Here is a 23,418-nt window from a genome sequence, read left to right as displayed (position 1 = left end):
ATGCAATCCTGCCAGGCTCTGCTGACATCTGCCTGAGAGAATCGCTGCACACCAAAAAAGGAACAGAAATCTTTTGTTGATTTCTGTCCCTTTCATTACTTTTCGGGATGGAATAACAGGGTGGGGAAACCACTGTATCTTTACATTTTTTATACTTCGAACAGCAGATCGGAATAGGATGGCATCGGCCATACTTTCTTATCTACCAGTACTTCCAGTTTGTCAACCGGTGTACGAAGGGCTGCCATAGCCGGTACAACGCTCTCGTAGAAGTATCTTGCTTCAGCTGCCATATCTCCTGCTTCGGCTGCTTTGTCGGTCACTTCTTCCAGTGTTACCAGGGCTGCCTTTGCCTCTTCCAGCAGTTTGCTTACATCGTTCAGCAGATCTGTCTGTACGGTTGTCGGTGCACCTGCACCTTTAACTGCCAGGATAGTATCTGCCAGAGATTTGGTATAGCCGATGACTGCCGGCAGGATCTGTTTGGAAGCCATGTCGATCATCGTCTTTGCTTCTATATTAATAGCCTTTGCATAGTTCTCATATTTAATCTCTACACGGGACTCAAGTTCTGCTTTTGAGAAAACTTTGTATTTGCCGAACAGTTCTACTGCCTTATCAGTTGCCAGGCACGGGATTGCATCCACCATGGATTTGATGTTCGGCAGTCCTCTTCTTTCTGCTTCTGCTACCCATTCATCAGAATAACCGTTTCCGTTAAATACGATTCTCTGGTGATCGGTTGCATATTCTTTGATCAGATCATGTACAGCCAGTTCAAAGTCATCTGCTTTTTCCAGTACATCGCATGCCTGTGAGAATGCATCTGCGACGATCGTGTTCAGTACCACGTTTGGTCCGGCGATGGAATCACGGGAACCTACCATACGGAACTCGAATTTATTTCCGGTAAATGCAAACGGTGAAGTACGGTTACGATCTGTTGCATCTTTTGCAAAATCCGGAAGTCTCTTGACACCGGTATGCAGTACACCGCCTGCTTTACTGTGTGTAGCAGTTCCTGTGCTGATCAGCTGTTCCAGTACATCCTCCAGCTGTTCTCCAAGGAATACAGAAATGATAGCCGGCGGTGCCTCGTTTGCTCCCAGTCTGTGATCATTTCCAGGATCGGCTGCGGATTCACGAAGCAGATCTGCATGCTCATCGACTGCTTTTAAGATACAGGTCAGTACCATAAGGAACTGTACATTCTCATGCGGTGTTTTGCCCGGATCTAACAGATTGATACCGTCATCGGTTGTGATGGACCAGTTGTTATGTTTACCGGAACCATTCACACCGTCAAATGGTTTCTCATGAAGCAGGCACTGCATTCCATGCTGGCATGCTACTTTTTTCAGTGTTTTCATAACCAGCTGGTTGTGATCAACTGCAATGTTTGCTTCTGCATAGATCGGTGCCAGCTCGTGCTGTGCCGGTGCTACTTCGTTATGCTGTGTTTTTGCGGAGATACCAAGTTTCCAGAGTTCTTCGTTGACATCTTTCATATAAGAAGCAATACGCTGACGGATGGTTCCGAAATAATGGTCATCCAGTTCCTGTCCTTTCGGAGGCATTGCTCCGAACAGGGTACGTCCGGTAAAGATCAGATCTTCTCTCTGCAGATATTTCTGTTTGTCAACCAGGAAGTATTCCTGTTCCGGTCCAACGGACGGTGTTACTTTTTTGGAGGTTGTATTTCCAAACAGTCTCAGAAGTCTCAGTGCCTGCTCATTGATTGCTTCCATGGAACGCAGCAGCGGTGTTTTCTGATCCAGTGCCTCACCTGTGTAAGAGCAGAATGCGGTCGGAATACAGAGGATCGCTCCTGCTGCATCTTCACGTACATAAGCCGGTGAAGTACAATCCCATGCTGTATATCCTCTGGCTTCAAACGTAGCTCGAAGACCTCCTGACGGGAAGGAAGAAGCATCCGGTTCTCCTTTGATCAGTTCTTTTCCGGAGAACTCCATCAGTACGGTACCGTCCTGTCTCGGTGCTGTGATAAATGCATCGTGTTTTTCTGCTGTTACACCGGTAAGAGGCTGGAAAATGTGTGTGTAATGTGTTGCACCTTTTTCTACTGCCCAGTTTTTCATAGCTTCTGCCACCACATCTGCTACCATCGGATCCAGTTCTTTTCCCTCATCAATGGTTTTTCTCAGTGCTTTATACACTTTTTTCGGCAGACGCTCCTGCATCACTTTGTCGTTGAATACATTTTCACCAAAAATCTTTGCAACATTCATCTTTTCAGTCATGTCTTCTTCTCATCCTTTCTGTGATAAGCCGGAACAGAATTTCTCTGTAACCTTTCTGCTTCTTTACAGAAAATCAAAAAAGACGCTCCGCCCCTTTCGGGGCAGAACGTCTTTGTTCTCTCGCTCATCATTTTTAATTTTGCTACTACCATACTCCACATTTTTGGCAAATGCAAGTATAATTTAATTTTTCTACAAAATTTATAAAATTTCAGAGAAATAATTCTCAGGCTTTGTCGATAGAGCCGAAAATTTCCATTTTTTCTTTTACTGTAGCTTTGATTGCTTCGAATCCAGGAGCCAGAAGTTTACGCGGGTCAAATCCCTTTCCTTCCAGATCTTTACCAGCTTCGATGTATTCACGTGTAGCTGCTGCAAATGCCAGCTGGCACTCTGTATTTACATTGATCTTTGCAACGCCAAGGCTGATTGCTTTTTTGATCATGTCTGTCGGGATGCCTGTACCACCGTGCAGTACCAGAGGCAGATCTCCTGTCAGAGCCTGAACAGCGTCCAGAGTCTCGAAGCTTAAGCCTTTCCAGTTTGCCGGATATTTGCCGTGGATGTTACCGATACCAGCTGCCAGGAAGTCAATACCCAGATCTGCAATTCTCTTGCATTCCTGAGGATCTGCACATTCACCCGCACCTATAACGCCGTCTTCTTCACCGCCGATAGAACCAACTTCTGCTTCCAGAGACATACCATGTTCTTTGCAGATTTCTACCAGTTTCTTTGTGTTTGCAACGTTTTCGTCAATCGGGCTGTGAGAACCATCATACATGATAGATGAGAATCCGGCTTCTACACATTTCAGGCATCCTTCGTAGCTGCCGTGATCCAGATGCAGAGCAACCGGAACTGTGATGTTCAGTTCTTCCATCATACCATTTACCATACCTACAACAGTTTTGTATCCTGTCATATATTTGCCGGCACCTTCAGATACACCAAGGATAACCGGTGAGTTGTTCTCCTGTGCTGTCAGCAGGATTGCTTTTGTCCACTCAAGGTTGTTGATGTTGAACTGTCCTACTGCATAATGACCTGCTTTTGCTTTCTGTAACATTTCTTTTGCTGAAACTAACATATTTTTTACCTCCACACTTTGTGATTTTTGGTGTTGGCTTTATTATAACCTAATTGCACCAAAAAGAAAATACTTTTTTAGTCAAATATCCCCTGTTTTTTTCCTGAGTACTAGATTTCACTCTCGCCAAACTGATGATTGACAATGATATCCACTGCTTTCTGATGACAGCAGATTTCAACTTCTTTATGATCGCCGCCATATTCACCATCCAGCGTCCATGGAATTGCAATCTCGGAACGAATGACAACCTGTCTGGTCTTATAGCTGATAATATAGTTGCTGTCCATCTCCCCGCGAAGGAGGCTTGTAATAATCTCCTGAAGTTCTATGGCGTTTCGTGGCGTTTTGATCATCGTCACTTCAAACAGACCATCATCCAGCCGGATGTTTTTTCCTGTAATGCTGCGGAAACCACCTACGGATTCTGAATTGGTGATCATTCCATAAATAAATTCATCTCTGATCTTCTCACCGTTCAGTTCAATCTCCACTTCATAAGATTTAACATTAAAAATACACTTGGCACCTTCTAAAACATAAGCAAGATGGCCAAGTACATTTTTGACATCCTGGTTTGTCTGATAAGACACTTCGGTAAACATTCCAAACGCAGCGATATATACAAAATAATCACTGTTAAAAGAGCCGACATCACACGGATAAACGTTGTTCTCTACGATACACTGTGCCGCTTCCGTCATCCTTTTCGGGATCTGCAGGCTGTTTGCAAAATCGTTTGTGCTTCCTGCCGGGATATAGCCGATCGGGCGTCTGATCTCGCTGTTCATCATACCGGTCACCACTTCATCCAGTGTCCCGTCACCGCCGCTGCAGGCGACAAGATCAAACTTTGCAGCCCGTTTCTCCACAACTCTGCTCGCATCCTGTGGTTTCTGTGTCACATAGAGCGTGACATCCAACCCTCCTTTGATAAAAATATCTGCGATATCCAACAGTGCATTTCTGATCTGTCCTTTTCCGGATCTTGGATTCACAATAAATAAAACTTTTTTACGTCTCATTTTTCATTCCTTCCACTTTCACCGTATTTCGACATATTGTACTATCATTTTTTTCAACAGACAAGTACCCTGACTGTTTTTAAAACTTAAGTTTTCATAAAATCTGATCTTCCTGTGCAGAATACTGTACCGTTGAAGGCGACCTCACAATGAAAAGCTTACTGTCGTCAGAACAGTTCTTTCATAGGAATTTTTCAGATTTTAGAAATCAGAATTTCCGGATTTCATCTCCTCCGTCATCGGTATTTTCAATTTTGCGGATCACGGCATAATAGCCGAAATTTTCATTGACTTTGATATATACCCTCTCTCCGACTTTATGTCCGAGCAGGGCTTTTCCCATCGGGGACTCCGTGCTGATGTGGCCTTTCATGGAATTGCCGCGGATCGATGTGACGATCTTGTAGGTTTCTTCTTCGTCATCATCTTCCATATAGAGTGTCACCGTATTGTTGATCCCGACTTCGTCGGATTTCGACTGATCCGATACGATTTCGGCATTTTTTAACATTCTCTCCAGATATCGGATACGGCTCTCGTTCATATTTTTATCTTTTTTGGCGGCATGATACTCAAAATTTTCGCTTAAATCCCCATGTGCTCTCGCCTCTTTGACTGCCTCGATCGCATTTTTTCGAACGGTCAGTTTTCGATATTCAATCTCTTCTTTGATTTTTTTGACATCATTTTCCGTCAGCTGTTCATGTAACATATCTTATCCCTGCACTCTCACAACATAATCTTCTTTTCTCGGTTTTGCCGGGGCTTCTCCGCCCTCTGCCGCATAGCCTAAAATACAGTGGCCGATTCCGGCATAATCACCTTCAATGCCCCATTTTTTCAGAAGAGCTTTTCCTTCTTCACTTTCAAACTCTTCTTTTGCACGGTGGATCCAGCAGGACGCCACGCCAACGGCATGTGCCGCATTCATCAGATTGCCCATGACAAGTGAACCGTCTTCCAGATAGGTGTTTCTGTTCTTGTCTGCCAGCACGATCAGCACCGTCGGTGCTCCGTAGAATGGATCAGATGTCACGCCCATGATCTTCGCATTCATTTTGCTCAGCTCTTCAATGGTTTCTTTATCCTGAACAACCACAATCTTCGGGGACTGCATACCCATGCCGGTTGGTGCAAACACGCCCGCCTCAAGGATCTGTTCCAGTTCGCTTTCTTTTATCTGCTCCGGACGATATCTCCGGCAGCTTCTTCTTGTCTTTAAATCCTGTAATGTCTGATTCATCATGAAGCCTCCTTGTGTATAACAGTATTATGATTCTCTCCACTTCAGTAACGCCCTGCGGATTGCTTCAGGCTTTTGCCCCTGGCGTTACAGACATTATACCACCTTTTTGATTTTTTTGTAGTCAAAGTATTTTTTGTGCGGTATAATCTTTTAGGTAAATGCCGATCTTTAATATACACAGGAGGTTCTTTGAAATGAAAGACGTTTTTATATCTGATTCTATCGTATACGTTGGCGTAGATGATAAGAATATTGATCTTTTTGAAAGTCAGTATGTCGTTCCAAACGGTGTTTCTTACAATTCTTATGTGATCTTAGATGACAAGATCACGATCATGGACACCGTAGATCGACGCGGTACGGAAGGATGGCTTGCCAACCTGAAGAAAACGCTGGGTGACAAAAAGCCTTACTATGTGGTTGTTTCACACCTAGAACCGGACCATGCCGGAAACTTAAAGACACTGCTGGATCTGTATCCGGACATCAAGGTGATCGGAAATCCGAAAACGTTCACGATGATCGCACAGTTCTTTGATGTGGATTTAAGCGATGACCGCAAGGTGGTTGTAGGCGAAGGCGATACGGTAAATCTCGGTACTCACACGCTTCAGTTCTTTATGGCTCCGCTTGTTCACTGGCCGGAAGTTATGGTTGCTTATGAGCAGTCCGAAAAGATCCTGTTCTCCGCTGACGGTTTCGGTAAATTCGGTGCCCTGGATGCAGACGAGCCATGGGAAAACGAAGCAAGACGCTATTTTATCAACATCGTTGGCAAATACGGCGTACAGGTTCAGAATCTTCTGAAAAAGGCTGCCACTCTGGATATCCAGATGATCTGCCCACTGCACGGTCCAATCCTGAAAGAAAACCTTGGCTATTACATAGGCAAATATCTAACCTGGAGCAGCTACGAACCGGAAGAAAAGGGCGTTGTGATCGCATGTGCTTCCATTCACGGAAATACCATGATCGCTGCAAAGAAACTGGCGGAGATCCTGAAAGCAAAAGGCGAGAAAAATGTGGTTCTCTATGACCTTGCCAGAGATGATATGCCGTCTGCCATCGCAGATGCTTATCGTTATGACAGACTGGTGGTCGCTGCTGCTTCCTACGACGGCGGCATCTTCCCTTGCATGGAGACATTCCTGCGTAAACTCAAGGCAAAGAACTTCCAGAAACGTACCGTCGGCTACATCCAGAACGGAACCTGGGCTCCTTGCACTGCAAAACAGATGCAGGCTATCATGGGTGAGCTGAAAAACATCACCAACGCAGAACCGGTCGTAACGATCAAATCTGCAATGAAAGAAGCGGATGTTGCTCAGCTGGAAGCTCTGGCTGATGCTCTGATGGCATAAATTGTATAAAAAACGCACCCGTAGTGCTCTTGAAAAGCATTTCGGGTGCGTTTTTCTTTTACGATATTGAATTTCACTCTCTTCTTACAGATCGATCATATTGATATCTGCTTTTTTCTTTGTTTTCTTCGGTGCAGGCTGTGCTGCATTGCCTGTTGGCTGCGGTGTATGTTTCACCTGTGCCTCCTGTGGCTGTGCACCGGATGGATCATCCTGCATTTCTGCCATCTCCTGTTTTGCCTGCTTCTGCTGATGCTTTTTCTCTCTGCGGCTTTTCCGGTCTGCTTTTACCGGCCCGGTCTTTTTATTTTCACCGAATGCTTCTTCCACTGCCGGAGCAGCTTCTGTTTCCGGATGTACTGGCTGCGGTTCTTCCTCCTGAACCATACCGGTTGCCTCCTGCTGCTGCGTCGGTGCATAATAATTTTCCGTTGCCAGATAATACTCTTTTCTTGCAAACTCGTTGGTCTGCATATCCAGTCTTTCCTGCGTATCGCGAAGATCATCTTTCAGATCACGGTTTTTCAGGATCAGGTTGATCACCAGAAAGATCAGAAGAACCGACAGAGCCACCAGAGCGTAAATCACTTTTATGGAAAAATCCGCATCTGATTTGATCTTGTCTACTTTCTGGAGCACGGCATTTGCCGCATCAGAAACGGCTTCTGTCTCCGTTTCTGTTTCTGTCTGTGCCTCTTTTGCTTTCGCGGTTGCTGCCTCCGTCTGTGCATCCGTCTCGTTCGCTGCTGCGATCTGTTCTGCCGCATTTGGACGCTCCGCCTGCACATTCAGGGTATACGTTGCCTGCATACCGCTCTCGGATGTTACCGTTATGTAAACCGTTGTCTTTCCGTCCGTCAGAGTCTGACCGGAAACTTCACAGGTCGCTGCACCGTCGGAAGTCACCGGACTTAGCTGCAGTTCAGTCGTGCCTTCCGGAACCTCCACCTCATACTCCGTTGTGCTGTACTCAAAATCCGGAGAAATACTCGTCGCATTCTCGATGCCAAGATCCGAAAGGGAATTGTCATCGGAACCACTTGCAAACACAGTCACTCCGGAAATACAGAGCAGGAGCATCATGCACACTGCCCAGATTTTCCAGGTCTTTTTCCACATCATGTTTTCTCCCTTCAAAAACGTTTATGCTTCGTCAATCGCTTTTCCAATGTCATGACGATAATATTTATTCTCAAAATCAATCCACTCTACCGCTGCATAGGCATTTGCACGGGCCTCTTTGAGGTCTTTTCCCTTTGCAGTCACACCGAGGACACGGCCGCCGTTTGTCACGATGCCTTCTTCCGTGCGTTTGCTTCCGGCGTGGAATACATAGTAACCATCTTTATCTTTGAATTTGTCAAGACCACGGATTACGAAACCTTTGTCGTATTTCACCGGATAACCGTCGGATGCCAGTACGACGCAGACTGCCGCATTGTCCTCAAACTGCAGGTCGATCTGGTCAAGTGTTCCGTCAATGCACGCCTCAAAAACGTCAATGATATCGGTTTTCATACGCGGCAGGACAACCTGTGCTTCCGGATCACCGAATCTTGCATTGTACTCCAAGACACGAGGACCTTTTTCGGTCAGCATCAGTCCGAAGAAGATAATGCCTTTGAACTCTCTTCCTTCTGCTGCCATCGCATCGACCGTTGCCTGATAGATATATTTTTTGCAGAATGCATCCACTTCTTCCGTATAGAACGGACTTGGTGAGAAAGTTCCCATACCACCGGTGTTCAGTCCGGTATCGCCGTCTCCGGCACGTTTGTGATCCTGTGCGGAAGTCATCGTCTTGATGGTCTTGCCGTCCACATAAGAAAGTACAGACACTTCTCTTCCGGTCATGAACTCTTCTACCACCATTGTATTGCCGGCTGTACCGAATTTCTTGTCCTCCATGATGGTTTTTACACCATCTTTTGCTTCTTCCAGCGTATTGCAGATCAGCACACCTTTTCCGAGTGCCAGTCCGTCTGCTTTCAGAACAATCGGGAAATCTGCTTTTTCCAGATATGCAAGTGCTGCGGATGCATCGGTAAATGTTTCGTAAGCAGCGGTCGGAATATTATATTTTTTCATCAGGTCTTTTGAAAATGCCTTGGAGCCTTCCAGGATTGCTGCATTCTTTCTCGGTCCGAATACACGCAGTCCTTCTGCCTCAAATGCATCTACGATACCGCCAACCAGAGGATCATCCATACCAACTACCGTAAGATCGATTGCCTGTTCTTTTGCAAATGCGACCAGTTTGTCAAACTCCATTGCCTGGATCGGCACACATTCTGCAAATTCTTCAATTCCGGCATTGCCCGGTGCACAGTAAATTTTATCTACTTTTGGACTCTGTGCGACTTTCCATGCGATCGCATGCTCACGTCCGCCGCTTCCGACTATCAATACTTTCATCCTGCGTCCTTCTTTCTATATATAAAGTACTTGAATATACAATGTCTCCGGATCTTTTCGCATTTCTGAGATCCTGACATCGTCTCTATTCTGTGATTATCGTTTTGCCATTTTCCACACGGACTTTTCCTTCTGCGATCAGGCGGATCGCCTGCGGCATGATTTTCCATTCTGCCTGCTCCATGACACGCCGCTGCAGAATTTCCGGGGTATCGTCCTGCTGTACTTCCACTGCCTTCTGAATGATGATCGGACCGGTATCTGTTCCTTTGTCCACAAAATGCACCGTTGCACCGGTCACTTTTACACCGCGCTTAAGCACGCCTTCGTGTACTTTCAGCCCGTAATATCCGGTTCCGCAAAATGCCGGGATCAGCGATGGATGGATGTTGATGATCTTGTTTGGATAAGCATCCACCATGATCTCCGGGATCACGACCAGACATCCTGCCAGAACAATGAGATCCGGCTCGCAGGACTGGATTTTCTCCAGAAGTGCCTGGTTAAATGCTGTCCGGTCTGCAAAATCTTTCGGTGAGACACATGCAGCTGCAATGTTATGATCCTTTGCTCTTTGCAGGGCATAGGCATTTTTATTGTTGCTGATCACAGCTTTGATCTCGGTATTTGGAATGCTTCCGTCCGCAATGCCGTCAATGATCGCCTGAAGATTGGTTCCGCCTCCGGACACCAGTACTACCAGCTTTAGCATAAGGTCACACCCTTCTCACCGTTCTCAATCTCACCGATCACGTAAGCGGTTTCTCCTGCTGCTTCGATCGCTTTCATAGTCTTGTCAACGTCTGTCGGATCAACTGCAACAACCATACCAATACCCATGTTGTATGTATTGTACATCATCTGCTCTTCGATCTGGCCTTCTCTTGCCAGCATCTTGAAGATTGCCGGAACCTCATAGCTGTCTTTGCGGATCACGGCACGTACTCCTTCCGGAAGCATACGCGGAACGTTCTCATAAAATCCGCCTCCTGTGATATGGCTGCATCCTTTCACACGAACGCCTGCTTCTTTGATGCTGCGAAGTGCTTTCACATAAATCTTGGTCGGTGCGATCAGAGCCTCACCCAGAGTCTTTCCAAGCTCTTCGTGGTAAGTGTTCAGTGTTTTTTCATCCATGCTGAATACTTTTCTTACCAGTGAAAATCCGTTGCTGTGTACACCGGAAGAAGCAATACCGATCAGAACGTCTTTCTCTTTTAAATCTTTTCCTGTGATCAGGTCTTTTTCATCTACTACACCAACTGCAAAACCAGCCAGGTCGTACTCATCTACCGGATAGAATCCCGGCATCTCAGCAGTCTCTCCGCCGATCAGTGCCGCATCAGACTGTACGCAGCCTTCTGCTACACCGCTTACGATCTGAGCGATCTTTTCCGGATAGTTCTTGCCGCAGGCAATGTAATCCAGGAAAAACAGCGGTTCTCCGCCTGCACAGGCTATATCATTTACACACATGGCAACGCAGTCGATGCCGACGGTATCATGTTTATCAAGGATAAATGCCAGTTTCAGTTTCGTACCAACTCCGTCCGTACCGGAAACCAGTGTCGGTTTTTCCATATCTTTGAATTTTTCCATGGAAAATGCACCGGAAAATCCGCCGATGTTGGTCAGTACTTCACTTCTCATGGTCTTCTTGATGTGCTCTTTCATTAATTCAACTGATTTGTATCCTGCCTCGATATCCACTCCGGCTTTCTTGTAATCCATGCTTTTGTCCTCCCTTGGGTTCTGCTTTTATTTTTTATAGTTTTTGTAACCAACTTTCTGAAGTTTTGCATCTTTTTCCACAACCTGTTCTTTCATTTCTTCTGAATATGCTTTCAGTCTGGAGAGCAGTTCTTCATCAGAAGTAGCCAGGATCTTCGCAGCTAAAATACCTGCGTTCGCCCCGCCGTTGATCGCTACGGTTGCTACCGGAATACCTGTCGGCATCTGTACGATCGAGTACAGAGAATCTCTGCCGCCAAGAGATGTTGTATGCATCGGAATGCCGATGACCGGCATTGGGAAGATTGCTGCACACATGCCCGGCAGATGAGCTGCCATACCTGCTCCGGCAATAATCACTTTAAAGCCTTTGCTTTCTGCTGTCTTTGCATATTCAAAGAAAACATCCGGTTCGCGATGTGCCGAGATGATCGTCATCTCATAATCAATGCCCAGTTTCTCTAAAACGTCTGCAGCTTTTGCCATAACCGGCATATCTGAGTCGCTTCCCATTACAATTCCAACCTTTGCCATGGTTCAATCTCCTTTTCGCATCATTGTAAGTGTTTAACATCTTTTTAATTTTACTAATACTTTCTTTTATTGTCAACCTGCAAACCTTAATTGAGGAAGCGATTCAGCTCCTCCGTGCCCGGAAGTACGAACTTTCCGTCCGCAAAGATCAGGATTCTTCTGCCGTCAGCACACTGTACTTCGATGCTGCCAAGCTCGTCATATGGTATCGTGATATCAAGATGATGTCCAAAATATGCCTCTCCTGGATCTTCTTTTCTGCGAATGGAAATCTCATTGTCTCTTGCGATGATCTCCTTTTTGTCCGGATTGTATACCGGTGTATCTTCTGCCCAGCTGTAGCAGGTATCTCCTACGGCAAAATGCGGTCCGGTCTTCTCAGCAATCAGGATCGGCAGTTTTCCTTCAATATGATATTCCCTTGCCATAGCATAGGCTGCTGTGTTTGTTCCGATCGCAAATTCGCCGATTGGCAGAGTCTCATGATTCGCCAGCACATTTTCCCGGACATAGTTCTGATTGTACTCTTCCTGCTCAAAATTCTTGCAGGTATATGCTTTTACCATACCATCTTCAAATTCCAGATGCAGTTTTTCATACTTTAAGCCTTCCAGATAAACCGTACATGCCTCAAGAATGCCGCTTGTTCCCTTCAATATCGGGGAAGTAAAGACTTCTCCGACCGGAATGTTGACATCTGCCACACAATTTTCGAAATTAGTCTGCTTCTTTGGATCATTCAGTTTGTGCAGGGCAATGTGCATATCGGTGTGATTTTCTCCTTTTCCGAGCACATGTACACTCTCACCCTGATCCAGGGCATCGATCAGTTTCTGCTGGATATCTGCATAGAGCTGATAGTCAAGCGTATTGATGCGGATCGTCTCTTTAAAAATCTCCGGGAAGTCTGCCCCGATTTCCGGGACCGGAAAGGCGATGATCGTAAAACTGCGTTCTTTGCCGATGATATAGCGGTTTGTGATCTGCACGGATTCGTTATCCATCTGTGTCTGCAGTTTTTTCTGCTTATCCGACAAATAATAGGCCTCCGGTTTTGTCTGCGGATAAAACTCCGGCTCCCCGAAGGTATCAATGCAGGCCGGACCTGCATGACCGTTTGCCAGTGTTTTATAATTTTCGTACGCCGAACGCATCACGCCCAGGCGTCGCTCCATAAAGGCCTTGTCCAGATAGATTGCCTGGTCTGCCCGGTGATCATAGTCAAACTGGCGGTTCGGGATTGCCCCGTAATAGCCGATGCGGTGCACACCTTTTTTATTGATACGCTCCAGTGCCGCACGATAGATGACCGGCTTTAATCCCATTTTTTCAAAATTTCGTATTGCCAGACGCACCATCCGCTCAAATCCGACCATATAGCGGATGTTGACCGTCTGTTTTTTCGAAAGATCCTTGCCGCCAAGCACAAATCCGATCCGGTATCCTTCGGTAAACGTAGATGCCATCTTTTCTACAGTCTCTTCATCCAGGCTGTTCATAAATTCTGCCATCTTCCGCTCGTTTTCGGTGATATACTCACCATAGCGATACAGATAGCGAAGGTCTTTCAGATCCGACTCCATCACGATCTTCGCTGCAAAATCAAGCTTTGGATCAACAGCTTCCCGAATGCGGTGTGCCACCGTGATCTCACTGTAATCACTCTCAAACCAGTAGATGATCTGCTGGATCCTTCGGTATCCCGGGAGCTCTTCCTCCTCAAAGCAGTTATACACTTCGATCAGAAGTTCCTGAAGGATTACCTTTTCATGCAGCCGCTGCTCAAAGGCATAGCCGATCAGGGCATACAATTCGGCATACAGAAAACTTAAGATGCGTCCGTGCACTTCTCCGAGTTTTTCCACCGCATACTTTGGATTTCCATAGCTGTGCTCATAGTTCTCCGGAAGAATGTCCTCATAAAGGCTCTGATTAAATGCCTGCCACTGCTCAAGCGTATAGCTTTCCGTTTTTCCATCTTTTATTTTTCGGTAAACTTCATCCATTTTTATAACAAAAGAAGCCGTTTTTCTGAAATAATCCCCAAACGGCTCCTGTGCGGTATGCTCTTTTGTTATGGATGCAAGTCGTTCCATTGAGAGAGCGTCTCTCTCTTCCAGTACTGTTCTCTCCATCTTTCCACCGCCAATCTTTTAAAGGTTACAGTAAAGTGATGCCATACGAATTGTTCCATACTTCGTACTCCCGCAATTCGTCCCTGGCATTTCCTTAAATCCCAATTAAAACTACAAATACCCACAATGCCACCATGATGCCGCCGAGGATCGACCCAATCTTCGGAAACAGGTAGCGCACATTGTTTTCGCCAAATCCCATCAGTCCGAACACGACACTGCTGACGGCAAATACCATGCCAAGCAGCCCGATGCTGCCCAGGTAAACGCCGCCCTGTCCGTCCAGATAATATGCCAGCCATGCCAGAACGGCAAAAATGACAAGTGAGAGTGTACCAAGTATCGTTGAAAGAATACCTTTGCCGGAATGTTTCTCTTTTGCAAAAGAATACATACGCTTTTTAGCCATATATCTTTCTCCTTATCTTATTACATATCCAAAACAGCAGATACCCGATCACACCGCCCAGGGTGTTGAGGATCAGGTCATCCACATCAAAGCTTCCCACCTTCCAGACAAGCTGTATCGTCTCCACGCACAGACTGAACTCGAAGCTAAGAAGCAGGATCCGTAAAACTTTCCCCGTTTTCGGCCATATGACCGGCAGGATCATCCCAAACGGAATGAAGCCGATCACATTCCCCGCCAGATTGCAGAATACTGCGAACGTCCCCAGCATCTCCCGGTGAACCCAGAATCTTTTGATTTCCCGAAAGGGCTGAAGGTTGTAGGCATACATTCTTCCTTCCACAGATCTTCCGTATCCTTCCGCAAAAAACAGAAAATACGTCAGTGCCAGCAGATAAAGAAAAAACAGCACCGCTCCCAGTATCCGCACCTTCTTTTTTGTTTCCTTCCTCATAAAACTAAATCAATACCTGACTTTTACACTTCAGAAGTCTTGCACCGTTTACGATCATCATCACGCCGGCTGAAATTCCGGTCACCAGAACCACGATCCCGACTGCGAGACTTGCCGCACCGGTACCTCTTATTGTCTTAAAAATTTTTTCGTTCATGAAAAGCCTCCATTTTACCGAATTATTTTGCCCCGTATTTCTCATAATATGCATCGATCGCTGCTTTTAATGTATCATCGATCACAACTTTTCCGTCACATTCTCTGTTATAGAGATGCTCTACGACATCCTGCATATTTACGATTGCTGCGGTCTCAAAACCGTAAAGATCTTTCACTTCATCCAGAGCACACTTTACGCCGCCTTTTCCGACTTCCATACGGTCAAGAGAAACCATCAGTCCGACGATCGTCACATCTGCGGCACCCTTTACCTTCGGAACCGTTTCTTCCATGGATTTGCCGGAAGTAGTAACGTCTTCGATCATGATCACACGGTCACCGTCTTTTAATTTGCTTCCAAGAAAGCTTCCCTTGTCTGCACCGTGATCTTTTTCTTCTTTGCGGTCGGAGCAGTAACGCACTTCTTTTCCGTAAAGTTCACTGTATGCGATCGCAGTCACAACACTAAGCGGGATTCCTTTGTAAGCCGGTCCGAACAGTACGTCAAAATCATCGCCGTATCGGTCATGGATCGCTTTTGCATAATATTCACCCAGTTTCTTTAACTGAGAACCGGTCACATAAGCTCCGGCATTCATAAAGAACGGAGATTTTCTTCCGCTTTTCAGTGTGAATTCGCCGAATTTCAGCACATCACAATCTACCATAAATTCAATAAATTCCTGTTTATACTGTTCCATTTCTTATCTCCTTACTGCACGGCACCGACCAGTTCTCTGATGTCGGATACATTCTGTGCTCTCATATATGCTTCGATCCCTTCTGCTACTTTGAGGGTGGTCATCGGATCGATAAAGTTTGCGGTTCCTACAGAAACGGCAGTTGCTCCTGCCAAAATGAACTCCAGGGCATCCTCTGCATTCATGATGCCGCCCATGCCGATGATCGGAAGTTTTACTGCCTGTGCGGTCTGATATACCATACGCACGGCAACCGGTTTGACTGCCGGACCGGACATACCGCCGGTCTTGTTTGCCAGGACAAATTTCCTGCGATTAATATCAATCTTCATACCGGTCAGTGTATTGATCAGAGAAAGTGCATCTGCACCGCCTGCTTCTGCTGCCCTTGCTGTTTCCGTGATATCGGTCACATTTGGGCTGAGCTTCATGATAACCGGCTGTTTTGCCACACGTTTGATCTCTTTTGTGATGTCCTCGACAGACTTTGGATTCTGTCCGAAAGCAATGCCGCCTTCTTTGACGTTCGGGCAGGAAATGTTGATCTCCAGAAGATCCACCGGTTCGTCTGCCAGACGTTCTACCACTTCACAGTAGTCCTTCGTACTTCTTCCGCAGACATTGACCACAATCTTGGTATCATACTGTTTCAAAAACGGAATATCACGTTTTACAAATACATCAATGCCCGGATTCTGCAGTCCGATAGCATTTAACATGCCGCCGTAGACTTCTGCCACACGCGGAGTCGGATTGCCCGGCCACGGTACGTTTGCCACGCCCTTTGTGACCACTGCACCAAGCTTTGACAGATCCACAAATTCACTGTATTCTGCTCCGGAGCCAAAAGTTCCGGATGCTGTCATAACCGGATTTTTCAGTTCAACTCCGGCAATATTTACGCTTGTACTTATCTTTGTACTCACAGTTCCACCTCCGTTGCCAGAAATACCGGTCCGTCTTTGCAGACACGTTTGTTATGTACATGAGAATGATCGTCCACCTCTTTTGACTGGCAGACGCAGGCAAGGCAGGCACCGATGCCGCATGCCATACGCTCTTCCATGGAAATCCAGCACTCGATATCCTGTTCCTGTGCATAAGCTTTCAGTGCACGGAGCATCGGAGTCGGTCCGCAGGCATAAATCACATCTGCGGTAAGTTTATTCTCACGGATCGCATCAAGGACATTGCCCTTTGTGCCGACACTTCCATCCTCTGTTGCCGCATAAAATACTGCATTTCGCTCAAGTTCTTCTTTTAAAAACAGTTTGTCATCACGGTATCCGGCGATCACTGTCTTTTCACCCGGAAGCTGCCTGGAAAGCTCAACCATAGGCGGAATACCGATGCCTCCGCCGATCAGAAATACCTTTTTGCCTTCGGCACGTTCCATCGGAAATCCATTTCCGAGCGGTCCTAAAATTTCAAGCTTATCACCTTTCTGACACTGTGCAAACTCCGCCGTTCCTTTTCCTGCCACACGATAAACAATACGAAGTGCCTTTTTATCCTTATCAATCTCACACAGACTGATCGGACGCGGCAGAAGTCTGCTGCCATCGTTGCTGTACACGGAAATGAACTGTCCCGGTACAGCCTGCTCTGCGATCTTGTCTGTCTGAAGCCACATACTGTAAATATCAGGAGCAATGCACTCCTGCTTTAAAACTTCTGCAAGTTCTTTATATTTGCCAGCCATATTAAAATCCTCATTTCTTTTCTTTTTGTCCTGTCAAACCAGGCGGCTGTATGAAATCTGCAAATGCCAATCCCCACATTTTGAAAATGGCTGCTTATTTTGCCCTCTCAAGAGCAGTTCCGATATCTGCGATCATTGCCTCAACAGCTGCTCTGGATGCCTCCGCAAAATGTTCTTCACCGTATTTTGCATACTGCTCCTGTTTGTAAGCAGCAATGATTCCTCTGGATGAGTTTACGATCGCACCAAGTCCGTCTTCGTTGAAGAAGTGTACCAGGTCTGCACCTTTTCCGCCCTGTGCACCATAACCCGGTACCAGGATAAAGGACTTCGGCATGATCTTACGCAGCACTTTGCCCTGTTCCGGGTAAGTTGCTCCGACAACGGCTCCCACATAGCTGTAATCATCACCCATGCAGTCCTCGCCCCATTTTGCAACCTGCTCACCAACCAGCTCGTAGAGCGGACGGCCGTCGATCAGACGATCCTGAAACTCACCGCTTGACGGGTTGGAAGTCTTGACAAGGATGAACAGACCTTTTTTCTCCTCTTTGCAGACATCTACAAACGGTTTCACACCGTCGGTTCCAAGATATGGATTTACGGTAACAAAATCTTCGTCAAATCCTGCAAAGCTGTTGTTTCCGACTTTGACTTTTCCAAGATGTCCGACTGCATAAGCTGCGGATGTCGATCCGATATCGCCTCGTTTGATATCGCCGATCACAACAAGATCTTTGGATTTACAGTAATCTACGGTCTTTTTAAAGGCCATAAGACCAGGAATACCGAACTGTTCGTACATGGCGATCTGTGGTTTTACTGCCGGGATCAGGTCATATACATGGTCTACGATCTCTTTGTTATACTGCCAGATGGCTTCTGCTGCTCCTTCCAGTGTCTCACCGTGTTCTTCAAATGCACGTTTCTGGATATGAGCCGGTACATAGGAAAGCATCGGATCGAGTCCTACTACGATCGGTGCATGTGTTTTCTGGATCTTCTGGATCAATTTCTGAATCATAATCTTATCCTTTCTTCTGTGGATCCACACATTTGCTGTGTGGAACGGCATTTATCATTCTATTTATCTTTATAAACGACCTTTCCGTCGCAGATCGTCACTTTGACTTTGCCTCGTACGGTTCTGCCGTGGAACGGTGTGTTGCGTCCTTTGGATGCGAAGGTATTTTTATCGATCACATACTCTTCGTTCGGATCAATGATGACCACATCGGCGATCTTGCCTTCTGCAAGGGAACCTTTGTCCAGTCCCAGGATTTTTGCCGGATTGTAGCTCATCTTTTCTGCCATCTGCATCGGTGTAAGGTACTCTTTTTCTACCAGCTCGCTGATGGTAAGCGGAACGGCTGTCTCAAGTCCGACAATACCAAACGGTGCTGCCGTAAAGGAACGTCTCTTTTCCTCTTCGCTGTGCGGTGCATGGTCGGTTGCGATCACATCCATAATGTCATCTCGCAGACCTCGTTTTAATGCCTCTACGTCCTTTTTGGTACGCAGCGGCGGGTTCATTTTATAGTTTGCATCGCTGGCATCGACATCTTTGGAGGTCAGCGTAAAATGATGCGGGCATACTTCTGCCGTTACATGGATGTCCTGTTTTTTTGCCTGTTTGACAATCTCCACGCTTCCATAAGTAGAGCAGTGGCACAGATGCAGGTGTGCTCCTGTCTCTCCTGCCAGCATCACATCACGCACGGCGATGATGTCCTCGACTGCATTGCTGATGCCGCGAAGTCCCTGTTTGCGGATCGATTCATCGTCATTTGCCACACCGCCGTCCACCAGGTCGATGTCCTCGCAGTGTGCCATGACCGGAACGCCGCACTCTGCTGCGATCTTCATTGCTTCTTTGCAGAGCAGGGAATCCATAACGGATTTACCGTCCTCACTGATTGCCGGAGCTCCTTCTGCTACCATGGATTCGATGTCGGCAAGTTCTTTTCCCTTCTGTCCTTTTGTGATCGCACCGGCCTGCAGTACGTGAATCGGTGCCATCGCTTTTGCCTTGTTGTGTACATAACGGATATTAAGTCTGTCATCTGTTACCGGCTTTGTATTCGGCATCGCCAGCACGGTGGTAAATCCTCCGTGTGCCGCTGCAGCTGCTCCTGTCTCAACCGTCTCCTTGTACGTCTGTCCCGGATCCCTCAAGTGAACATGCAGGTCGATCAGGCCCGGCATAACGTAGCAGCCTTCTGCATCGATCACTTCTTCTGCCTCTTCCTTGATCTCCTGGTCTACCTTTACAATCTTATCCTCCTCGATCAGGATATCGTACCGGCCATCTTTTCTGGTGTCCGGATCAATCACTCTGCCGTTTTTTATCAGTATACTCATCTTTTGGATTCCTTTCTGTAAAACATCCCAAGGCATGCCATGCACACCCAGCATTTTCTTCTATCATTCTACCATACCAGAGGAAATGCCGCAAACCTTTTTTCGTCTCCTTGATTTTTACAAATGCAGATGCTATGATAAGTTTTAAAGAACAGCTGCCGGATTTTGCCGGCAGATACCACGGAGGTAGCTTTATGACTGTAAAACCGCCAGATTTTGGTGGAAAACCGTACCGCTCGCTGGATTATCATCTGCGGGACCGCTACGGTGAAAAAATTTACAAAGTCTCTTTAGACGGCGGCATGACCTGTCCGAACCGCGACGGCACGCTCGGAAAGTGCGGCTGTATTTTCTGCAGTGAAGGCGGAAGCGGTGATTTTGCCGGTGACAGGACACACCCGATCCATCAGCAGATTGAGGAACAGAAGGCCCGCCTTTCCCCGAAATTTCCGGCAACGCATTTTATCGCCTATTTTCAGGCTTACACCAATACTTACGCTCCGCTTTCATATCTGGAGCGTATTTTTACAGAGGCGATTGAACACGAAGACATCGTCGGACTTTCGATCGGCACAAGACCGGACTGCCTGCCGGACGAGACGCTGGATCTGTTATCGGAGCTGAATAAAAAGAAACCGGTCACGGTAGAGCTTGGGCTTCAGACGATCCATGAACGAACAGCCGCTTTTATCCGCAGAGGCTATAAACTTTCCTGTTTTGAAGATGCACTTGAAAAACTGCAGGAACGTAAATTAGAGACGGTCGTTCATACGATTCTTGGTCTTCCGGGCGAAAATACGGAAAATATCCTGGAGACCATGCGTTACTTAAATGCACACCACATTGACGGCATCAAGCTGCAGCTGCTCCATGTGCTGAAACACACCGATCTGGCAGCTTATTATGGGCAGACCGGATTTCACATTTTATCGGAAGATGAATACGTCGATCTTGTGATCCGCTGTCTGGAAGTGCTCTCGCCGGATATCACGATTCACCGCCTGACCGGGGACGGTCCGAGCGATCTGCTGATCGCACCGCTCTGGAGCCTGAAAAAACGCAGCGTCCTCAACCATATCCACCACGAACTGAAAGTCCGTGATACCTGGCAGGGACGTCTGTTTACCGAATGAAATTCAAGTCGGACACAGTTGAAACCTGACACGCTTTTGCAGAGATTTTTTACATAAGGAGGCATTTTATGGCTGAACCATTTACGCTTTATAAATTAATCATCTTATATATGCTTGACCGCGTGGATTTTCCGCTTACAAACAGCCAGATTTCCAGTTTTCTGCTTGACCGCGGCTACACAAACTATTTCACGCTGCAGCAAGCTTTTTCAGAACTGGAAGAAGCCAATCTTGTTAAGCCACAGACCATCCGCAATACCACACAGTTTCAGCTGACAAAGAGCGGACGCGAGACACTTGGCTATTTCTGTGACCGCATCCCGAATGCAATCCAGGAGGAAGCCGATCAGTATCTTCAGGAACACAAGATTGAGCTGCGAAATGAGGTTTCGGTCACGGCGGATTATTACCGTACCACGGCAAAAGAATATGCCGTACACTGTGTCATAAAAGAAAAAGAGTCCGATCTGATCGACCTGACTCTTACGGTTCCGGACAAAAAACAGGCAGAAGCTATGTGCAAGTCCTGGAAAAACAAATGCGAAATGGTCTACCAGTTTCTGATGACACAGCTCTCCTGAACACCTGGCAGAATTGAAGTTCGAAGTACAGAACCATTCTGCCCTGCATTTTATTCTTCATGCAGCCAGTCCAGATGCTTCCTGATCTGCTGCTCATATCCGCTGTCACTTGGCTCATAAAACTTCACTTCGCCGAGTTCATACGGCAGATAACGCTGCTTTGAGAAATGTTTCGGGAAATCGTGGGCATATTCATAACCAATGCCCCTCCCCAGCTTCCCTGCTCCGCCATAATGTGCATCCTGCAGATACGGCGGCACGGAAGCTTTTTTATTTTTCACCGATTCCATTGCCGAAAAGATCGCATTCGTTGCTGCATTGCTCTTCGGAGCACATGCCACATAGATTGCTGCCTGAGAAAGGATCAGCTGCGACTCCGGCATACCGACACGCTCGACAGCCTGTGCCGCCGCAACCGCCACCTGAAGTGCCTGCGGATCTGCATTGCCGACATCTTCGGATGCACAGATCATGATTCTTCTGGCGATAAAGGTCACACTTTCTCCGGCATAGAGCATTCTTGCCAGATAATAAACTGCCGCATCCGGATCTGATCCCCGCATACTCTTAATAAAAGCAGAGATCGTATCGTAGTGATTATCTCCCGCCTTATCGTAGCGGATCACACGTTTCTGGATACACTCTGATGCCACGTCGATCGTAAAGTGGATTTTCCCGTCTGCAGAACGCTCCGTTGTCAGCACACCAAGCTCTACAGCATTGAGTGCAGACCTGGCATCGCCGTCTGCCGCTTCTGCCAGAAAATCTGCCGCTTCCTCATCCATGCAGACATCATATGCCCCCATACCGCGTTCGCTGTCCGTGACCGCACGCAGAATCAGTTTTTTGATATCTTCTTTTTCAAGCGGTTTCAGTTCAAAAACTTTGGATCTGGAAAGCAAAGCACCGTTGACTTCAAAATAAGGATTCTCCGTTGTCGCCCCGATCAGCACCAGTGTCCCGTCCTCAACAAACGGAAGTAAATAGTCCTGCTGCCCTTTGTTAAAACGATGGATCTCATCTACAAACAGAATCGTCCTCTTTCCATACATGCCCATCCTCTGTTTTGCCTCGGCAACAACTTCTTCCATATCTTTTTTACCTGCCACCGTAGCATTGATCTGCGTAAAAGCCGCACTCGTTGTACCGGCGATCACTTTTGCGATCGTTGTCTTTCCGGTTCCCGGCGGTCCGTAAAAAATAACGGAACTGAGTTTATCTGCTTTGATCGCCCGGTAAAGCAGTTTATCTTTTGCCAGAATATGCTGCTGTCCGACAATCTCATCCAATGTCCTGGGCCGTATCCTGGAAGCAAGCGGTGCTTCACTCTCCATTTTCGTTTCTCTCATATAATCAAATAAATCCAAAGTTCTTCCTCCCCTCCTGTGTTTCTTTTTCGTTTGAAAGATACCGCACAAGTAACTCCGTCACAAAGTAACTTTCTATGACATCCTGTCATTCCAGTACAAGTTTATCTGCGGTTACAAATGTATAGCCCTGCTCCTTTAACAAATCCACGATCCGAAGTGCCGCTTCCACCGAAGCTTCATAGCGGTCATGCAGCAGGATAATGGCATTTTCTTTTGCCTCAGACATCACTTTTTCTACGATCTGATCCGCATTTTCTGTTTTCCAGTCCAGCGGATCGATGGTCCAGAGCACCGGAAACATCCCAAAACCGCACTCCAGGTTTTTGTTCCATGCCCCAAAAGGAGGTCTGATATATTCGGTGTCATAACCGACAATGCTTCTGACCAGCTCGCTCGTTTTTGTAATCTCTTCACATGCCTGTTTATCCGACATTTTTGTAACGTCCACATGGGACCAGGTATGGTTTCCGATCAGATGTCCATCTTCTGCCATCTGCTTTACCAATTCTTCATTTCCTTCAATATTTTCCCCGATCAGAAAAAAGGTTGCCTTTACGCCTCGTTTTCGCAGACCGTCCAGCAGCTTTTTCGTATAGACTGGATGTGGTCCGTCGTCGAAAGTCAGGGCAATCTCAGGCGGAATATCCGCTGATGCCGGAAGTGATCTCCCACACCAGCGGATATATTCCACACTGCCGATTCCGATTCCGGCAAGCAGTACAAACAGATAGATGTGAAAAAGCATGTTTT

At 46.7% G+C, this 23,418-nt stretch carries 24 protein-coding genes; 3 read left to right on the top strand and 21 right to left on the bottom strand.

The features are described 5' to 3' along the window. Positions 1-149: 149 nt before the first annotated feature. The 5 genes from GPK60_RS01635 to GPK60_RS01615 form a co-directional block, all read right to left on the bottom strand. Entirely contained in the window at positions 150-2,261 is a 2,112-nt protein-coding gene (locus GPK60_RS01635) for a glutamine synthetase III (protein ID WP_215658732.1), read from the bottom strand. A gap of 226 nt (positions 2,262-2,487) precedes the next feature. Further along, entirely contained in the window at positions 2,488-3,351 is an 864-nt protein-coding gene (gene fba / locus GPK60_RS01630; RefSeq protein ID WP_147631044.1) for a class II fructose-1,6-bisphosphate aldolase, read from the bottom strand. A gap of 110 nt (positions 3,352-3,461) precedes the next feature. Next, positions 3,462-4,376: a YegS/Rv2252/BmrU family lipid kinase gene (locus tag GPK60_RS01625; RefSeq protein WP_022118977.1), complete on the bottom strand. Its 915-nt coding sequence runs from the start codon at positions 4,374-4,376 to the stop codon at positions 3,462-3,464. Positions 4,377-4,584: 208 nt separating this feature from the next. Then, on the bottom strand, positions 4,585-5,088 hold the full coding sequence (greA, locus tag GPK60_RS01620) for a transcription elongation factor GreA (protein WP_022118976.1): 504 nt from the start codon (positions 5,086-5,088) through the stop codon (positions 4,585-4,587). A gap of 3 nt (positions 5,089-5,091) precedes the next feature. After that, on the bottom strand, positions 5,092-5,619 hold the full coding sequence (locus GPK60_RS01615; RefSeq protein WP_173867019.1) for a nitroreductase: 528 nt from the start codon (positions 5,617-5,619) through the stop codon (positions 5,092-5,094). 197 nt (positions 5,620-5,816) lie between these two features. Here GPK60_RS01615 and GPK60_RS01610 point away from each other — a divergent pair, with 197 nt between their 5' ends. After that, positions 5,817-6,983: an FprA family A-type flavoprotein gene (locus GPK60_RS01610; RefSeq protein ID WP_022118974.1), complete on the top strand. Its 1,167-nt coding sequence runs from the start codon at positions 5,817-5,819 to the stop codon at positions 6,981-6,983. Positions 6,984-7,067: 84 nt separating this feature from the next. On the opposite strand, the gene GPK60_RS01605 is transcribed toward GPK60_RS01610, so the two are convergent. The 14 genes from GPK60_RS01605 to GPK60_RS01540 form a co-directional block, all read right to left on the bottom strand. Then, on the bottom strand, positions 7,068-8,105 hold the full coding sequence (locus tag GPK60_RS01605) for a cadherin-like beta sandwich domain-containing protein (RefSeq protein WP_022118973.1): 1,038 nt from the start codon (positions 8,103-8,105) through the stop codon (positions 7,068-7,070). A gap of 21 nt (positions 8,106-8,126) precedes the next feature. After that, positions 8,127-9,398 (bottom strand): phosphoribosylamine--glycine ligase, encoded by a 1,272-nt coding sequence (purD, locus tag GPK60_RS01600; protein WP_173866327.1) that lies wholly within the window; start codon positions 9,396-9,398, stop codon positions 8,127-8,129. Positions 9,399-9,483: 85 nt separating this feature from the next. Then, positions 9,484-10,110: a phosphoribosylglycinamide formyltransferase gene (gene purN / locus GPK60_RS01595; protein ID WP_215658731.1), complete on the bottom strand. Its 627-nt coding sequence runs from the start codon at positions 10,108-10,110 to the stop codon at positions 9,484-9,486. Beyond that, positions 10,104-11,129: a phosphoribosylformylglycinamidine cyclo-ligase gene (gene purM / locus GPK60_RS01590; protein WP_022118970.1), complete on the bottom strand. Its 1,026-nt coding sequence runs from the start codon at positions 11,127-11,129 to the stop codon at positions 10,104-10,106. Before purM ends, purN begins: the two co-directional genes overlap by 7 nt. Before the next feature lie 27 nt (positions 11,130-11,156). Beyond that, positions 11,157-11,663, bottom strand: a complete 507-nt coding sequence (gene purE, locus GPK60_RS01585; protein WP_022118969.1) for a 5-(carboxyamino)imidazole ribonucleotide mutase — start codon at positions 11,661-11,663, stop codon at positions 11,157-11,159. 86 nt (positions 11,664-11,749) lie between these two features. Next, on the bottom strand, positions 11,750-13,798 hold the full coding sequence (locus GPK60_RS01580; protein WP_022118968.1) for an aminopeptidase: 2,049 nt from the start codon (positions 13,796-13,798) through the stop codon (positions 11,750-11,752). A gap of 94 nt (positions 13,799-13,892) precedes the next feature. Beyond that, the gene (locus GPK60_RS01575; RefSeq protein WP_022118967.1) at positions 13,893-14,207 is read right to left on the bottom strand and encodes a DUF6142 family protein; all 315 of its coding nucleotides are present in this window, start codon (positions 14,205-14,207) and stop codon (positions 13,893-13,895) included. Further along, entirely contained in the window at positions 14,200-14,661 is a 462-nt protein-coding gene (locus GPK60_RS01570) for a VanZ family protein (protein ID WP_147631039.1), read from the bottom strand. Before GPK60_RS01570 ends, GPK60_RS01575 begins: the two co-directional genes overlap by 8 nt. A 4-nt stretch (positions 14,662-14,665) precedes the next feature. Beyond that, a complete protein-coding gene (locus tag GPK60_RS01565) occupies positions 14,666-14,818 on the bottom strand; it encodes a hypothetical protein (RefSeq protein ID WP_022118965.1) in 153 nt (50 codons plus the stop codon). A gap of 22 nt (positions 14,819-14,840) precedes the next feature. After that, complete coding sequence (pyrE, locus tag GPK60_RS01560; protein ID WP_147631038.1) at positions 14,841-15,521, bottom strand: orotate phosphoribosyltransferase; 681 nt, start codon at positions 15,519-15,521, stop codon at positions 14,841-14,843. Between the two features lie 11 nt (positions 15,522-15,532). Then, the gene (locus GPK60_RS01555) at positions 15,533-16,435 is read right to left on the bottom strand and encodes a dihydroorotate dehydrogenase (RefSeq protein ID WP_173866332.1); all 903 of its coding nucleotides are present in this window, start codon (positions 16,433-16,435) and stop codon (positions 15,533-15,535) included. An 8-nt stretch (positions 16,436-16,443) separates the two neighbouring features. Further along, positions 16,444-17,223, bottom strand: a complete 780-nt coding sequence (locus GPK60_RS01550; protein ID WP_173897147.1) for a dihydroorotate dehydrogenase electron transfer subunit — start codon at positions 17,221-17,223, stop codon at positions 16,444-16,446. A 94-nt stretch (positions 17,224-17,317) separates the two neighbouring features. After that, positions 17,318-18,247, bottom strand: coding sequence for an orotidine-5'-phosphate decarboxylase (pyrF, locus tag GPK60_RS01545; RefSeq protein ID WP_022118961.1), 930 nt, complete (start codon positions 18,245-18,247; stop codon positions 17,318-17,320). 59 nt (positions 18,248-18,306) lie between these two features. Continuing rightward, a complete protein-coding gene (locus GPK60_RS01540) occupies positions 18,307-19,584 on the bottom strand; it encodes a dihydroorotase (RefSeq protein ID WP_022118960.1) in 1,278 nt (425 codons plus the stop codon). Between the two features lie 194 nt (positions 19,585-19,778). On the opposite strand from GPK60_RS01540, the gene GPK60_RS01535 reads away from it, so the two are divergent. Next, positions 19,779-20,717, top strand: a complete 939-nt coding sequence (locus GPK60_RS01535) for a TIGR01212 family radical SAM protein (RefSeq protein WP_215658735.1) — start codon at positions 19,779-19,781, stop codon at positions 20,715-20,717. A 68-nt stretch (positions 20,718-20,785) separates the two neighbouring features. Continuing rightward, complete coding sequence (locus GPK60_RS01530; protein ID WP_215658730.1) at positions 20,786-21,298, top strand: DUF4364 family protein; 513 nt, start codon at positions 20,786-20,788, stop codon at positions 21,296-21,298. A 50-nt stretch (positions 21,299-21,348) separates the two neighbouring features. Here the strand turns inward: GPK60_RS01530 and GPK60_RS01525 are convergent, their stop codons facing one another. Further along, the gene (locus tag GPK60_RS01525; RefSeq protein ID WP_022118957.1) at positions 21,349-22,665 is read right to left on the bottom strand and encodes a replication-associated recombination protein A; all 1,317 of its coding nucleotides are present in this window, start codon (positions 22,663-22,665) and stop codon (positions 21,349-21,351) included. Between the two features lie 88 nt (positions 22,666-22,753). After that, positions 22,754-23,413: a polysaccharide deacetylase family protein gene (locus GPK60_RS01520; protein ID WP_215658729.1), complete on the bottom strand. Its 660-nt coding sequence runs from the start codon at positions 23,411-23,413 to the stop codon at positions 22,754-22,756. Between the last annotated feature and the right edge of the window lie 5 nt (positions 23,414-23,418).

The sequence above is a fragment of the Ruminococcus sp. MCC718 genome (genome assembly GCF_018783905.1).
Lineage (GTDB): Bacteria > Bacillota > Clostridia > Lachnospirales > Lachnospiraceae > Hominisplanchenecus > Hominisplanchenecus faecis.
Note: the sequence above shows the minus strand (reverse complement) of the source record. Positions and strands in the feature narration are given on the sequence as shown.